The organism is Micromonospora sp. DT4 (assembly GCF_049841675.1).
Lineage (GTDB): Bacteria > Actinomycetota > Actinomycetes > Mycobacteriales > Micromonosporaceae > Micromonospora.
The window spans coordinates 1-15,093 of the sequence record NZ_JBNCKT010000061.1 but is presented as its reverse complement, the minus strand read 5'-3'; the positions used below and the strand labels follow the sequence as shown (position 1 = coordinate 15,093).

General features: G+C 72.7%; 13 protein-coding genes, 1 pseudogene and 1 riboswitch. Of the genes and pseudogenes, 3 read left to right on the top strand and 11 right to left on the bottom strand.

What is annotated here, in order from left to right; genetic code table 11:
• Positions 1-4 precede the first annotated feature (4 nt).
• From ACLQ24_RS18020 to ACLQ24_RS17990, 7 genes and pseudogenes are all read right to left on the bottom strand, one after another.
• Entirely contained in the window at positions 5-139 is a 135-nt protein-coding gene (locus ACLQ24_RS18020; protein WP_425892889.1) for a hypothetical protein, read from the bottom strand.
• Positions 140-195: 56 nt separating this feature from the next.
• Positions 196-1,068 (bottom strand): PspA/IM30 family protein, encoded by an 873-nt coding sequence (locus ACLQ24_RS18015; RefSeq protein WP_425892888.1) that lies wholly within the window; start codon positions 1,066-1,068, stop codon positions 196-198.
• 202 nt (positions 1,069-1,270) lie between these two features.
• The gene (locus tag ACLQ24_RS18010; RefSeq protein ID WP_425892887.1) at positions 1,271-1,732 is read right to left on the bottom strand and encodes a helix-turn-helix domain-containing protein; all 462 of its coding nucleotides are present in this window, start codon (positions 1,730-1,732) and stop codon (positions 1,271-1,273) included.
• Between the two features lie 369 nt (positions 1,733-2,101).
• Positions 2,102-2,593, bottom strand: a pseudogene (locus ACLQ24_RS18005) (CinA family protein); the annotation flags it as partial.
• A gap of 142 nt (positions 2,594-2,735) precedes the next feature.
• Entirely contained in the window at positions 2,736-3,332 is a 597-nt protein-coding gene (gene pgsA / locus ACLQ24_RS18000) for a CDP-diacylglycerol--glycerol-3-phosphate 3-phosphatidyltransferase (RefSeq protein WP_425892886.1), read from the bottom strand.
• A 77-nt stretch (positions 3,333-3,409) separates the two neighbouring features.
• Positions 3,410-4,918 carry a 30S ribosomal protein S12 methylthiotransferase RimO gene (rimO, locus tag ACLQ24_RS17995; protein ID WP_425892885.1) on the bottom strand — a complete coding sequence of 503 codons (1,509 nt, stop codon included), beginning with the start codon at positions 4,916-4,918 and terminating at the stop codon, positions 3,410-3,412.
• A 91-nt stretch (positions 4,919-5,009) separates the two neighbouring features.
• Entirely contained in the window at positions 5,010-5,933 is a 924-nt protein-coding gene (locus tag ACLQ24_RS17990; RefSeq protein ID WP_425892884.1) for an ornithine cyclodeaminase family protein, read from the bottom strand.
• 102 nt (positions 5,934-6,035) lie between these two features.
• Positions 6,036-6,096: riboswitch (guanidine-III (ykkC-III) riboswitch) on the top strand.
• A 171-nt stretch (positions 6,097-6,267) separates the two neighbouring features.
• Here ACLQ24_RS17990 and ACLQ24_RS17985 point away from each other — a divergent pair.
• A complete protein-coding gene (locus ACLQ24_RS17985; protein ID WP_393048681.1) occupies positions 6,268-6,513 on the top strand; it encodes a hypothetical protein in 246 nt (81 codons plus the stop codon).
• Positions 6,514-6,613: 100 nt separating this feature from the next.
• Here the strand turns inward: ACLQ24_RS17985 and ACLQ24_RS17980 are convergent, their stop codons facing one another.
• Entirely contained in the window at positions 6,614-9,073 is a 2,460-nt protein-coding gene (locus ACLQ24_RS17980) for a DNA translocase FtsK (protein WP_425892883.1), read from the bottom strand.
• Positions 9,074-9,186: 113 nt separating this feature from the next.
• Here ACLQ24_RS17980 and ACLQ24_RS17975 point away from each other — a divergent pair, with 113 nt between their 5' ends.
• Together ACLQ24_RS17975 and ACLQ24_RS17970 are read left to right on the top strand one after the other, a co-directional pair.
• Positions 9,187-9,657 carry a YbjN domain-containing protein gene (locus tag ACLQ24_RS17975; RefSeq protein ID WP_425892882.1) on the top strand — a complete coding sequence of 157 codons (471 nt, stop codon included), beginning with the start codon at positions 9,187-9,189 and terminating at the stop codon, positions 9,655-9,657.
• Positions 9,654-11,225, top strand: a complete 1,572-nt coding sequence (locus tag ACLQ24_RS17970) for a YbjN domain-containing protein (RefSeq protein WP_425892881.1) — start codon at positions 9,654-9,656, stop codon at positions 11,223-11,225. The genes ACLQ24_RS17975 and ACLQ24_RS17970 overlap by 4 nt, the downstream gene beginning before the upstream one ends.
• Positions 11,226-11,438: 213 nt before the next feature.
• Here the strand turns inward: ACLQ24_RS17970 and ACLQ24_RS17965 are convergent, their stop codons facing one another.
• From ACLQ24_RS17965 to thyX, 3 genes are read right to left on the bottom strand one after another with little or no spacing between them, the layout of a single operon-like run.
• Positions 11,439-13,127 (bottom strand): ribonuclease J, encoded by a 1,689-nt coding sequence (locus tag ACLQ24_RS17965; RefSeq protein ID WP_425892880.1) that lies wholly within the window; start codon positions 13,125-13,127, stop codon positions 11,439-11,441.
• 52 nt (positions 13,128-13,179) lie between these two features.
• The gene (gene dapA / locus ACLQ24_RS17960) at positions 13,180-14,106 is read right to left on the bottom strand and encodes a 4-hydroxy-tetrahydrodipicolinate synthase (protein ID WP_425892879.1); all 927 of its coding nucleotides are present in this window, start codon (positions 14,104-14,106) and stop codon (positions 13,180-13,182) included.
• 47 nt (positions 14,107-14,153) lie between these two features.
• Complete coding sequence (gene thyX / locus ACLQ24_RS17955) at positions 14,154-14,894, bottom strand: FAD-dependent thymidylate synthase (protein WP_124816891.1); 741 nt, start codon at positions 14,892-14,894, stop codon at positions 14,154-14,156.
• Positions 14,895-15,093: the final 199 nt, after the last annotated feature.

Genomic DNA, 15,093 nt, shown 5'->3' with positions numbered 1-15,093 from the left:
GCGCTCAGCGGGTGGGGGCGCGCAGGCCGGCACCGCCGGCGCGCAGCTCGGCCAGGGCCGAGGCCACGCCGTGCAGCAGGTCGGTGGCAGCAGCCTCCAGCACGGCCGGCTCGGCCAGCCCGGTGAGCCGGGGCGCCATTCCGGCCAGGGTGAGCGAGGCACGGTCCAGCCGCGCCCACGGGTCGAGCGCCGCGTTCAGCCGGCCGCGGTCGGGTCGCCGGTGCCCCGTTCGCGGGCCATGCTGGCGCGCAGCTCGTCCAGGCGGGCGGCGGCGGCCGGGTCGCTGCCCGGACCCGCCTTCTCGGCCTGCGGCACCGCCGGGCGCTGCGCCGTGCCGCCGAGCTGCTCCCCGGCCATGCTGGACCGAATCTGCTCCAGCCGGGCCGAGCCCGCCGAGTCGATGGTCGCCTTCTGGATCTCCAGCATCCGACCCTCGACGGAGTTGCCGGCCAGCTCGGCACGGCCCATCGCGTTGGCGTACCGCCGCTCGATGCGGTCCCGCACCTCGTCCAGGGACGGCGTCGTGCCGGGGGCGGTCATCGTCGACATCGACTCCAACGAGCGGGCCACGGTCTCCTGCATCTTGGCCTGCTCCAGCTGGCTGAGCAGCTTGGTGCGCTCGGCGAGCTTCTGCTGGAGGATCATCGAGTTGTTCTCGACGGCGCGGCGGGCCTGCGCGGCCGCGCCGAGCGCCTGGTCGTGCAGGGTCTTCAGGTCCTCGGTGGCCTGCTCGGCGGAGACCAGCTGGGTGGCCAGGGCCTGCGCGGACTGCTCGAACCGCGCCGCCTCGGCCTCGTCGCCCTTGGCGCGGGCCTGGTCGGACAGCACCAGCGCCTGCCGGGCGTTGCCCTGGAGCCGCTCGACCTCGGACATCTGCCGGGACAGCTTCATCTCCAGCTGACGCTGGTTGCCGATGACGGCCGCGGCCTGCTGGACCAGCGCCTGGTGCTGCCGCTGGGCATCCTCGATGGCCTGCTGAATCTGCACCTTGGGATCGGCGTGCTCGTCGATTTTGGCACCGAAGAGCGCCATCAGGTAGTTCCAGCCCTTGACGAACGGGTTCGCCATCTCCGCGGTATCCCCTCAGTAGCGTCGCTCCACCACGGTCGGGCCGGATTGCGCCGACCGACCGCGACCCGGCCGATCTCCATCGTCCCAGCCGAACGCCAGCGGGGCATCCGTACCGGGTGCTCGACGGGCACCGTCGGCTCCTGCGGGCAACCCTACGCGGCGGGAGCCACCTCGCCCATGGTCAACCGCTGGACGGAGCTCAGGCCGCGCAGACCACGTCCCGGTCGCGCTCGGTGGGACGGACCCGCGTGCTGCGCAGCGTGGCCCGCAGCGGGGAGTCCTGGCGGACCGACACGGCGACCTTGCCGTCGGAGGTGACCTGGCGGACACCCCGGTTGGCGGCCTTGCGGACGGCGGCCGGCGCGCCGACGGGCGCGGCCTCGGCCGGCTCGTCCTGCATGCCGACGAGCACTCCGGCGGGCATCTGTTCGGCGAGCGCCACGGTGTCGCTCACCTCGCGTAGGAGTTCGGAGAGGCGGGCGCCGAGCGCGTCGCAGATCGCCGCGAGCAGCTCACTGGACGGCTCCTTGTGCCCCCGCTCGATCTCCGAGAGGTAACCGAGGCTGACATTGGCGGCGGTGGACACCTCACGCAGTGTGCGCTGCTGTCCCTGCCGGCGCGCCCGCAGTGCGTCACCGATCACCCGGCGTAGCAGGACCATCGCACCTCCCCCTGAGGGATACCTCACGCCCGCCGTCGGGAAGCCGGCCGCGGCGGAACGCGCCGGCTCCAAGCGTCGGAGCCTTCCCGCAACCGTACCCGCTGCGGGCCCCGGCGACATCCCACCCCGCCCGTCGGATCCTGGCGGGATGGCTCACCGACGCCACGCGCCAGCCGTCCCCAGCCCGTCCCGGGCGTCGCGGCCCGTCGTCTCCCCACCGTCCCGGGTGACCCCGCCGGCAGCCTCCCCGCCCTCTCGTGTGGCTCCGCCGGCCGCGTCCAAGCCCTCTCGTGTGGCTCCGCCGGCCGCGTCCAAGCCCTCTCGTGTGGCTCCGCCGGCCGGCTCCAAGCTCTCTAGCGCGGCCTCTTCGGCGGCGCGGATGCGTTCGGCGAGCAGCCGTAGTGCCTCGAGCACGGCGGCCGAGCGTACGTGGTCCCGCCCGCCGTCGAGGTCGAGTTGGCGGACCTCGGCACCGGTCGGGCCGGCGACCGCCACGTAGACCAGGCCGACGGGCTTGCCGTCCTGCGGCTCCGGGCCGGCGACCCCGGTGGTGGCGAGGCCCCAGTCCGCGCCGCAGCGCTGCCGACCGCCCTCGGCGAGCGCCGCCGCCACGTCGGGGTCGACCGGTCCGCGTACGGCCAGCAGATCGGCCGGTACGCCGGCCAGCGTGGCCTTCAGTTCGGTGGCGTAGACGACCAGCCCACCCCGGTAGATCCCACTGACCCCGGCGATCTCCACGATCGACGCGGCCAGCAGCCCGCCGGTGAGCGACTCGACGGTGGCCAGGGTCTCGTGCCGCTGGGACAGGCTGTGTACGACGCCCGCCGCCGCGCTACCCGCCGCGTTCTCTTCCCGCTGCATGATCTCGTCCTTCCCCACCCGCCGACCCCCAACCCTCCCGGACCCAACCCCGTTGATCATGAAGTTGTCGACACGACACGCCGGCCCGAGCGGCAACAACTTCATGATCACCGCGACCGAGGCGGGGGCCCGCCAAGGGTGGTCAGGGTTGGCGGGGGTGGCGGAGGCGCAGGGCCTGGGCTATGTAGTCGAAGCCGGTCGCCACCGTGACCAGAACGGCGGCGCCCATGATCCAGGGGCCGACGGCGACGAGGACGGCCGGCATCGGCCAGAGGTACCAGGCGATGGCCAGGATCTGGAGCGCAGTCTTGATCTTGCCGCCGCGGCTGGCCGCGATCACGCCGTGCCGGATCACCCAGAACCGCAGGCCGGTGATGCCCAGCTCACGGACGAGAATCAGCGCCGTCACCCACCAGGGCAGCCGGTCGTACCAGGAGAGCAGCACCAGGGCCGCGCCCGTGAGCGCCTTGTCGGCGATCGGGTCGGCCACCTTGCCGACCGAGGTGACCAGCCCGAACCGCCGGGCGATCCAGCCGTCCACCAGGTCGGTCGCCGAGGCCACCGCGAAGATCAGGCAGGCCGCCATCCGCCAACCCGCGTGGGTCATCCCCGACACGATCACGGACGCGGCGAAGACCGGAACCAGCACCAGCCGCAGGGCGGTCAGCGCGTTGGCCGCGTTGAGGACGGGAACCCGCGCGACCACCCGGGCCGGCGTCGACTCCGTCGCCCCGGTCACCGCCTCGCTCCGCTCGGGCCGCCGTGGCGTTCCCGGCACCGCACCACCTGGCTCCCCCGCTCCGTCCGGGCCCGCCGTCACCGTGCCGCGCCGGGCGCCGCCGAGATCATCTCATCCGGCACCGCGAGCAGATCCACCCCTTCGGTGCCGGTCACCGTGGCCCGCACCAGGTCACCCGGGCGCAGCGCGGCCAGGTCGACCCCGCCGTCGGTCGGCGCGATCAGGGTGGTCGATCCGTCCACCTCCGGCGCCTGGTGCGCGGCCCGGCCCTCGACAACGCCGTCGACGATCGCGTCGACGAGCACCTCGACGGTCGAGCCGAGCCGATCCTCGGCCCGCTGGGAGCAGAGCTCATCGGCGAGCGCGCTCAGGCGGTCGTAGCGCCGCTTGATCGTCGCGGCGGAGACCTTGCCGGGCAGGCCGGCCGCCTCCGTCCCGTCCTCGTCGCTGTAGTCGAACATGCCGATCGCGTCGAGGCGGGCCTCGGTCAGGAACCGGGTCAGCTCGGCGACGTCGGCGCGGGTCTCGCCGGGGAAGCCGACGATGAAGTTGCTCCGCGCGCCCGCCTCCGGTGCCAGCGCCCGGGCACTGGCCAGCAGCTCCAGGAACCGGTCGGTGGAGCCGAAACGCCGCATCCGGCGCAGCACCGGCTCGCTGGAGTGCTGGAACGACAGGTCGAAGTACGGGGCCACGCCGGGCGTGCCGGCGATCGCCTCGACCAGACCGGGCCGCGTCTCGGCCGGTTGGAGGTAGCTCACCCGCACCCGGACGATGCCGGACACCGCGGCGAGCTGCGGCAGCAACTTCTCCAACGCACGGGGGTCGCCCAGGTCCTTGCCGTACGAGGTGGAGTTCTCGCTGACCAGCACCAGCTCCCGTACGCCGGTCTTGGCCAGCCACTCGGCCTCGGCGAGCAGCTCGTCCGGCGTACGCGAGACGAAGGCCCCACGGAACGCGGGGATGGCACAGAACGCGCAGCGGCGGTCGCAGCCGCTGGCGAGCTTCAGCGAGGCGACCGGGCCGGTGTCCAGCCGGCGGCGCAGCACCTGGCGCAGGTGCGCCGGGGTGTGCTCGTCAGTATCGACGGCGGTGCGCGTCACCGTGCCGTGCCCGGGCAGGGAGACGGCGGTGTCACGACGCTTCACCGGCGTGAGCGGCAGCAGCTCGCGGCGGTCACGCGGGGTGTGGGCGGTGACCTGCTCCCCGGCGACGACGGCGTTGAGCCGGGCCGCAATGTCCGGGTAGTCGTCGAAGCTCAGCACCGCCTGCGCCTCGGGCAGGCTGTCGGCCAGCTCCCGGCCGTACCGCTCGGCCATGCAGCCGGCGGCCACCACCTTGGCGCCCGTCCCGGCGGCGGCGAGCAGGGTCTGGATCGAGTCCTGCTTGGCCTTCTCCACGAAGCCGCAGGTGTTGACGACGACCACGTCGGCGCCCTCGCCGTCGGTGCTCACCTGCCAGCCGTCGGCGTGCAGCCGGGCGGCCAGCTCCTCCGAGTCGACCTCGTTGCGGGCGCAGCCCAGGGTGAGCAGGGCGACGCGACGGCCCTCGGCGTGGTCGGAAGGAGAAGGAGAGGTGGCAGACACCATCCGAGGGTACCGGGCCGGTCGCGGTAGCCCACGCATGCGGGCACGCCGGTCGGCCGGATCACTCCGCACGCGAGCGCCGGGCACCTGACGGTCAACGGCTCACGGCGGTCGCCCGGGTCAGCGCGTCGAGCAGGAAGACCTCCGTGCCGGCCAGGCCCGTGCAGCAGAAGACGGAGACCTGGTCCGCCGCGCTCCGGCCGGGGACCGCGCCCGCCAGTATGCCGCCCAGGTCCCGCAACCGCCCGGCGTACGGGGGCAGGGCCGCGAGCATCGGCGGCTGGTAGTCCGCCGCCTGGGCCGGTGAGTCGGTGACCAGCAGGTCGGCGGCGTCGAGCAGGTCGGTGCCGAACTCGCTGCGGCCGTCCTGCTTGAAGCCGACCGTGTTGACGTGCGTGCCGGGGCTCACATCGGCGGCGCGCAGCACCGGCGTGGGGCTGGTGGTGGCGAGCACCACGACGTCCCGCCCGGTGACGGCCGCGCCGGGGTCGGTGACCGCGCGGGCCGGCACGCCCAGCTCGGCGCGTACCCGGGCGGCGAAGGCGTCCCTGCGGGCCGCCGAGCGGCTGTGCACCACCACCTCGCGCAGCGGGCGGACGGCCGCGGCGGCCCACACCTGGGTCCATGCCTGCCGACCCGAGCCGATCACGCCCAGGGTCGCCGCGTCCGGCCGGGCCAGCGCGTCGACCGCGACGCCGCCCAGTCCACCGGTACGACGGGAGCCCAGCTCCTCGCCGACGGCGACGGCCCGGACCGCGCCGGTGTCGGCGTCGTGCAGCACGACGAGTTGCTCGCCCCGGGGGTGGCCGAACGTGTCGTACGAGCGGTAGCCGTACCACTCGCCGACCAGGTGCCCGGCGGTGAGCACCATCCGCCCTCCGGCGAGCGGGGCGGCGGCCCGGGGTGGGGCGACCAACCGCCCCTCGTACGCGGCCACCAGGGCGGCCCGCATGGCGTCGACGGTGGTGGCGGCGTCCAGGGTGGCGGCGACCTCGGGGTCGGCATAGAGCAGGGCCATGCCCGCCATACTGCAAGTTGAAGCAAAGTAGAGGTCAATGCGTGGTGGCCGGAGTCACCGCGCGGGACCTCCGGCCGGTGCTAGCGTCGGCCACGGTGGCGCCCGACGTGGTGACCACTCCGGACGAGCGGTGGGCGTACCCGGTCAGGCCAAGACGCCCGGTCATGTGCAGACACGACACGACTCGTCCCGTGAGGTGAATGGTGTTCTGCCTGCTTCTGGTGGTCACCGGCGTGGTCGGCCTGAAGATCTGCCACTGAAGACGTGAGCGTGACCAGCGCCCACAGTGGGTAGTTATCGATGCGTCACGACAGGCTCTCACCCGGAGGCAGATATGGCCGACGTTCCCACCACCGCCCGCCCGCGCAGCAACGCCGCCCGCATCCTCACCATCGTGGGCTTCGTCTTCGCGGTGCTCGCCCTGTTGCTCAACCCGATCATCTTCGGTGTGCTCGGCGTGATCGCCGGCGTCGTCGGCGCCGTCCTGGGCGACAAGCCGCTGGGCTGGTACGCCGCGGCGGCCAGCGTCGTCGCCGCGATCATCAGCCTTGTGATCATCGGCGCGCTGATCAACAACTGAGCGTTCTGCTTCCACAGGCCCGCCGGCTTCCGGCGGGCCCGTCGCTGTCAGCGGGCCCGTCGCTGTCAGCGGGCCGGACCCGGGCGTTCCCGCCCGGGCGTCAGTCCACGTCGCCGCGCAGGCCGGACAGGACATCCTCCAGCTCGTCCGGCTTGACCAGCACGTCGCGCGCCTTCGACCCCTCGGACGGCCCGACCACGCCACGGGTCTCCATGAGATCCATGAGCCGGCCCGCCTTCGCGAAACCGACCCGCAGCTTGCGCTGGAGCATCGAGGTCGAGCCGAACTGTGAGCTGACCACCAACTCCACGGCCTGCACCAGCAGGTCGAGGTCGTCGCCGATGTCCTCGTCGATCTTCTTCTTGTTGTCCTGGGCGGGGGCCAGCACGTCCGGGCGGAACTCCGGCTCACGCTGGTCCTTGCAGAACTTCACCACGTCGGCGATCTCGCGCTCGGTGACCCAGGCGCCCTGGATGCGGACCGGCTTCGAGGCGCCCATCGGCAGGAAGAGCCCGTCACCGCGGCCGAGCAGCTTCTCCGCGCCGGGCTGGTCCAGGATGACCCGCGAGTCCGCGAGGGACGACGTGGCGAACGCCAGCCGGGACGGCACGTTCGCCTTGATCAGACCGGTCACCACGTCGACCGACGGACGCTGGGTGGCCAGCACCAGGTGGATGCCGGCGGCCCGGGCCAGCTGGGTGATCCGGACGACCGAGTCCTCCACGTCGCGGGGCGCGACCATCATCAGGTCGGCCAACTCGTCGACGATCACCAGCAGGTACGGGTACGGGCGCATCTCGCGCTCGCTGCCCGGCGGCGCCTTGATCTCGCCGTTGCGGACCTTGCGGTTGAAGTCGTCGATGTGCCGGACCCCGTTGGCCGCGAGGTCGTCGTAGCGCATGTCCATCTCGCGCACGACCCAGTCCAGCGAGTCGGCCGCCTTCTTGGCGTTCGTGACGATCGGCGTGACCAGGTGCGGGATGCCCTCGTAGCCGGTCATCTCGACCCGCTTCGGGTCGATCAGCAGCAGCCGCACCTCGTCCGGCGTGGCCCGGGTGAGGATGGACACCAGCAGGGTATTCAGGCAGCTCGACTTGCCCGCGCCGGTGGCGCCGGCGATGAGGATGTGCGGCATCTTGGCGAGGTTGGCCACCACGTAGCCACCCTCGATGTCCTTGCCGAGCGCCACCACCATCGGGTGGTGGTCGCTCGTCGCCGCCCGCGAACGCAGCACGTCGCCGAGGGCCACGTTCTCCGGGTCGGTGTTCGGGATCTCCACGCCGACCGCGCTCTTGCCCGGGATCGGGCTGAGGATCCGTACGTCCGGCGACTTCACCGCGTACGCGATGTTGCGGGAGAGCTGGGTGATCCGCTCGACCTTGACGCCGTGGCCCAGCTCCACCTCGTAGCGGGTGACCGTCGGGCCACGGGTGAAGCCGGTGACCGCGGCGTCCACGTCGAACTGATCGAACACGCCGGTCAGCGCGGCGATCACCTCGTCGTTCGCCTTGCTGCGGGTCTTCGCGGCGGCACCGGCGCTGAGCATGTTGGCCGGGGGCAGGGTGTAGTCGCCGGACAGGCCGGTCAACGCGAGCTGCTCCGCGCGGGTGGGCGCGGGCGAGTGCTCCGGCGGCTCGGCCGGCTTGCGGCTGGCCGGCACCTTCGCCGGGGCCTTGCGCGGCAGAGCCATTGTCTCCTGGAGGTCGGCGCCCTCCAGGTCGTCGAAGTCGTCCGGGTCCAGTGGTGGGGGCATCCGCTTCGCCGGTCGCTTGCGCGCCGGGCGGAGGGCCGTCTCGTCGACCTCCTCGGCGACGCCGGGGTCCGGCGTCGCGACCAGGCTTCCGGCGAGCAGGCCCAGCCGCTCGGGAATCTTGTTGATCGGCGTCGCGGTGACCACGAGCAGGCCGAAGAGCAACAGCAGGACCAGCAGGGGTACGGCCACCCAGGCGGTGACGGCCCGCTCCAGCAACCCGCCCACGCCGGCGCCCACCAGGCCACCGGCGTAGTCACGTTGCACGGTGTCGACCGGGTCCTGACCGATCTGGAGCAGCGCGGCGGTCGACACCAGCAGCGATCCCCACCCGATCAGCCCGCGGCCCCGGTGCTCGGGGTCGGCCGGCTGGCGCATGAGCCGCCACGCCCCGATCATCAGCAGCACCGGCACCACCACGGAGATCGCCCCGAGGAACAGCCGGACCGTGTCGGCCAGGCGCGCGCCCACCGGGCCGGCGCCGGAGAACCACAGTGCTACGGCGCTGAGCAGGGCCAACCCGAACAGCAGCAGCCCGGCCCCGTCGCGGCGGTGCTCGGGATCGAGGTCGCGGGCGGAGGCGGCCTGCCGGCCGGCGGCCCGCACCGCCCAACCCATTCCGTGGGCCAACCCCAACCACAGTGCACCGATCGCGCGGCCAACGTAGACGGCCGGCCCCGGGCGGGCGGGTGTGGTGCGCCGCCGTACCGGTGCCCGGGTCTTCTTCGCCGGTTGACGGGCACGGCTGTTGGTGCCACCGCGCGGCGACGCGCCGCGTCGCCGGCTCGCCTGAGAGGTACGGCCCGCCATAGAGTCACGGTAACGGTGGGGCCGGGCAGATCGCCGCTTTTCCGGGTCGTGTCCGCGCGTCGCAGCACGGACCCCGCCGCCGGCCGTGATATCCGCCTCAGAAGGGATGCCCGATGGCGTCGCCGGGACTCGAGGACGATCCGCTGGCCGGGCACCCGGGTGCGTTACGCCCGCTGACCGGCGAGCTGGTCGCGGCGGTGCTCGCCGCGCGCGGCCGGCCGGTCGGCCGCGCACCCGATGGTGACCTCGTGGGCCGCTTCGACGACAACCTGATCTGGTTCCTGCGCCTCGGCGCGGCCGGCGAGGTGCTTCAGGTCCGCACGATGGTCGCGCCCACCTTCGGAATCGAGCAGGTGCCCGCCCTGTACGCCTTCTGCAACACGTGGAACCACGACCGGCTCTGGCCCAAGGCGTTCGTGCACGTCGACGACGCCGGTCGGGCCCGGATCCACGGCGAGGTGATCACCGACCTGGAACGTGGCGTCACCCCGCACCAGCTCGACCAACTGCTCGACTGTGGCATCACGACCGGCTGCCAGCTCGCCATCGCCGTCGGTCGGCTGCCCGGCGCGGTGCCGGCATGACCGTGCACCGCGATCCGGCGCTGTCGAACGCGCTCGCCGACGCACGGGACCTGCCCGACGGGCCGGACCAGCTGCTCGTACTCGAACGCCTCGCCGAGCGGGCCGACGCCGCCGGGGACCTCCGGTCCGCCCTGGACGCCCGGTTCGCGCTCATCGAGGCGTACCTGCTGCACGGCGAACGGTGGCGTCTGGTCGAACCGGTACGCCGGTGCCGCGCCGCCGCCGACTACCGGCCCGAACTGCTCACCGACGAGGAAGGCCAGCTACTGCTGCGCCTTCAGCGGTACGCCGTGGAGGCGCTGCTCGGCACTCCCCGGGTGGGCCTGGACCAGACCCGGTCCCTCCTGGACGACCTGGCCCACCGGTTCGGGGCGGAGGGTCCGGACGCGCCGACCGTCGCCGAGCTGCGCTGCCGGGTGGCCGACCACCTGGGGGACGAACCCACCGCCCGGCACTGGTACCAGCGGTGGACCGGCACGGCCGGTGGGCCGTCCGGTGGGTGTCCGGGCTGCGCCCCGGCCCGCCGTGCGGAACTGCTCGCCGGCTGGGGTGAGTGGCGGGCCGCGCTGGCCGAACTGGCCGAGGCCGCCGACGACGTGGCCGACTGCACCGACCAGCCCGAGCGGGCGCTCGTGGCCGGGATGCTGCCCGAGCTGCGCCTCGGCGAGCCGGAACGGGCCGCTGCGGCGCACGTACGGGCGTACCGACGGCACCGGCGCGAACGCGCGGCATTCCCGTACCTCGCCGCGCACCTGCGGTTCTGCGCCCTGGGCGGACACCTGGACCGCGGACTGGCCATCCTGGCCGAGCAGCTACCCCGACTGGACCAGCCCACCGACGACCTCGCCGCGATGGAGTTCGCCGCCGCTGGTGCGCTGGTCTGCACGCTGGCCGTCGAGGCTGGCCTCGGCGTACGCACGGTGCCCCGACCGGCGTACGGCGGACGACCGGCCACCGACCTGGACGTCGCCACCCTCGGCGCCCTGCTGCTCTCGACGGCCAACGAGCTGGCCGGCAGCTTCGACGCCCGGAACGGCTCCGGCCACCACCTGGGCCGGATGGCCGCGTGGCTGGCCGAGCGCCCCGTGGCGGCGCCGGTGCCCCTGCCCACCGACGACGAGCCCGCCGACGACGATTCCGTGCCCGACACCGGCGACGGGGACGAGCTGGCGACGCTGACCATCGACATGATCATTGGCGCGCTGGACCGACGCGGGGACGGGTACGTCATCGACGAGAGCGCCACCGTGGTCGGCCGGTGGGGCGACGTGGTGATCCAGTTCCGGCGGGCCGGCGAACGCGGCGAGGTGCTGCACGCCCGCGCCATGGCCGCCCGCCGGCTGCCGGCGACCCGCCGCGCCGAGGTCTACGCCTTCTGCAACGCATGGAACCACGACCGGCTGCTACCCAAGGCGTACGCGCACGACCTCGGTGCAGAGCTGGTGCTGGCCGGCGACGTGGCCACCGACCTGACGTACGGGGTGGCCCCGGAGCAGGTAACGGTGCTGGTGGACGCCGCCATCGCCACCGGCGTCGCCTACGCCGAAGCGGTCGCCGCGCTGCCCTGATTCGCTGCGGGGCAGATGGTTGCGGCGGCGCAGCTCCCCCGTACCGGACCGTCGGACGGCGCGTACGCCCTCGTCGGGGTGGCGCTGCTGGCCCTCGGGCGCCGGGTTGCTGGTGCTGCGGCGCCGCCTGTTGCGGGGCTGAGCCGGAACAGGCTCCGGGCCGGTCACCGACCTCCACGGGGGAGGTCGGCGGCCGGCCCGGTCACGCGTGTATCAGACCTCGACGACGGTGGGAACGATCATCGGGCGACGACGGTACGCGTCGTTGACCCACCGCCCCACGGTCCGGCGGACGATCTGCTGGAGCTGGTGCGGGTCGGTGATGCCGTCCGAGGCGGCGCGGTTGAGCGCCTCGGTGACCAGAGGGATCACCGGGTTGAACGCCTCCGGGTCCTCGGAGAAGCCCTTCGCGGACAGCGTGGGGCCGGCGACCACCTTGCCGGTGACCGAGTCGACGACCACGGTGGTGGCGATGAACCCGCCGTCACCGAGGATGCGCCGCTCGGTGAGCAGCGACTCGCTGACGTCGCCGACGGCGAGGCCGTCGACGTAGACGTACCGGCTCTTCACGTGCCCGACGAGGCTGGCGCGGCCCTCGACCAGGTCGACCACGTCGCCGTCCTCGCAGATCACCACCCGGTCGGCGGCGACCCCGGATTCGATGCCGAGCCGGGCGTGGGCGCGCAGGTGACGCCACTCGCCGTGAACCGGCATCAGGTTGCTGGGCCGGACCACGTTAAGCAGGTAGAGCAGCTCCCCGGCGGGGGCGTGCCCGGAGACGTGCACCTTGGCCACGTCCTTGTGCACGACCACCGCGCCGGCGCGGGCGAGCCGGTTGATCACGCGGTAGACCGAGGTCTCGTTGCCCGGCACCAGCGACGACGCCAGCACGACGGTGTCGCCGGGGGCGATGGTGATGTGCCGGTGGTCGCCGCTGGCCATCCGGCCCAGCGCGCTCATCGGCTCACCCTGCGACCCGGTGGACATCAGCACGATCTGCTCCGGCGGAAGCGTGGTCGCCTCGTCGATGCTGATGACCAGGCCGGCCGGGATGTTGAGCAGGCCCAGGTCACGGGCGATGCCCATGTTGCGGACCATGGACCGGCCGATCAACGCGACCTTGCGGCCGTGCTCGATGGCGGAGTCGAAGACCTGCTGCACGCGGTGCACGTGCGAGGCGAACGAGGCCACGATGATCCGGCCCTTGGCCTTCGCGAAGATCGAGTCGAGCACCGGCCCGATCTCCCGCTCCGGGGTGACGAAGCCGGGGATCTCCGCGTTGGTCGAGTCGGACAGCAGCAGGTCGACACCCTCGGCGCCGAGCCGCGCGAAGCCGGCCAGGTCGGTGATCCGACCGTCCAGCGGAAGCTGGTCCATCTTGAAGTCGCCGGTATGCAGCACCAGACCGGCCGGGGTACGGATGGCCACCGCGAGGGCGTCCGGGATCGAGTGGTTGACCGCGAAGAACTCGCACTCGAACGGCCCGAGCCGCTCCCGGCCGCCCTCGCGCACGGTCAGCGTGTACGGCTGGATCCGCCGCTCGGCCAGCTTCGCCTCGACCAGGGCCAGGGTGAACTGGGAGCCGACCAGCGGGATGTCGGGCTTGTGGGCCAGCAGGTACGGCACCGCGCCGATGTGGTCCTCGTGACCGTGGGTGAGCACGATCGCCTGGACGTCGGCCAGCCGGTCCAGGATCGGGCCGAAGTCGGGCAGGATCAGGTCCACGCCCGGCTGCTCGACGTCGGGGAAGAGTACCCCGCAGTCGACGATCAGCAACTTGCCGTCGTACTCGAAGACGGTCATGTTCCGACCGATGGCGCCGAGCCCGCCGAGCGGGATGATCCGCAGGCCACCTTCCGGCAGCGGCGGGGGTAGTTCCGCCTCGATGTGCGCCTCGGTCACGCGTCCACCTCAATCTGAGACGCCGTCACCCGGCGCCCGTCGTGTCGTTCGATCATTTGGGTAGCTCCAGGCCCGCTGCCGCGAAGTCCGCGCGCAGCTGGGCGATCTCGTCGTCGGTGGCGTCCACGAGCGGGGGTCGCACCGGGCCGGCCGGCAGGCCCAGCGATGCCAGGCCCGCCTTCACCAGGATGGTGCCCTGGGTACGGAAGATGCCGGTGAACAGCGGCAGCAGCCGCCGGTGCAGGGCCAGCGCGGTGGGCATGTCCCCCGCGTCGTACGCCTCGATCATTTGTGCGGTCAGCGCCCCGGTGAAGTGCGTGGAGGTGCCGACCACGCCCACGCATCCGACGGCCAACGCCGGCAGAGTGAGCGCGTCCTCGCCGCTGTAGTAGGCGAGGCCGGTCCGGCTGGTCACCCAGCTGGTGGCGGTCAGGTCGCCCTTGGCGTCCTTGACCGCGACAATGCGGCCGTGGTCGGCGAGCCGGACCAGTGTCTCGGTGTCGATCGGCACGCCGGAGCGGTGCGGGATGTCGTACAGCATCACCGGCAGTCCGCTGGCGTCGGCCACGGCGGTGAAGTGCCGCAGCAGGCCGCTCTGCGGCGGCTTGTTGTAGTACGGGGTGACCACCAGCAGACCGTGCGCGCCGGCCTTCTCCGCGGCGGCGGCCAGCTCGATGGTGTGCCGGGTGTCGTTGGTGCCGACCCCGGCCACGACCCGGGCCCGGTCACCGACAGCCTCGACCACCGTCCGGGTCAGGCGTTCCTTCTCCGCATCGGTGGTCGTCGGCGACTCGCCGGTGGTGCCGTTGACCACCAGCGCGTCGTTGCCCTGTTCGTCGACCAGGTAGCTCGCCAGTCGGGCGGCGCCGTCGAGGTCAAGTGAGCCGTCGGCGGTGAACGGGCTCACCATGGCCGTGAGCACCCGCCCGAAGGGGCGGGACACCGGCCGGGCTGCGGCGTCGGGGTGGTCCTGCGTCATACCCTCCAACCTAGCGGACGACCAGCCGGAGCCCGCCGGGGAAGGGCTCAGGACGCCTCGTGCGGGCTGGCCGCCACCTCGGTGCCGTCCGGCAGCGTGGAGATCACGAAGTCGGCGAACACGTTCGGGGCCACACCCTGGAGCTGCCGCAAGCACTCCACGGCCAGCTCGCGGATCTCCACGTCGGCGTGCTCGGTGGCCCGCATCGCGATGAAGTGCCGCCAGGCCCGGTAGTTGCCGCTGACCACGATCCGGGTCTCGGTGGCGTTGGGCAGCACCGCGCGGGCCGCCTGCCGTGCCTGCTTGCGGCGCAGCGTCGGGTTCGGCTCGTCGGAGAAGCGCTGCTCCAGACCCTCCAACAACTCGGTGTACGCCCGCACGCTCGCCTCGGCGGCCTCGACGAACTTCTTGTGCAGCTCCGGGTCGTCGGCGATGACCGCCGGCTCGACCATGGCCGCGTCCCGTTCCGGGACGTACCGCTGGGAGAGCTGGGAGTACGAGAAGTGCCGGTGCCGGATCAGCTCGTGGGTGAAGGAGCGGGACACCCCGGTGAAGTAGAAGGTGACCGAGCCGTGCTCCAGCACGCTCAGGTGGCCCACCTCGAGGATGTGGGCGAGGTAGCCGGCGTTGGTGGCCGTCGCGGGGTTCGGCTTCTTCCACGACTGGTAGCAGGCCCGGCCGGCGAACTCGGCGAGCGCCTGGCCGCCCTCGGCGTCGGTCGACCACGGCACGTCGTCGGGGGCCGCGAACTGGGTCCATGCGATCAGCTTGACCTGGGGCTGCACCATCTCCGGCATGCCTGGGACTGTAGTGGCCGGCGGCCCCTTCCCGAATCACCGGGGGCCGTAGGTGTTCAAGATCTCGACAGGCTGCCAGGGCTCGGCCGATCCGTGGGTCTCCCTCGTCACCTTTAGAGACTGTCGGGTAACTGGACGGCTACGCAGTGAGAAGTCGTTCGGCGTTGATGCGTCGGGCGGCTTCGCGCTC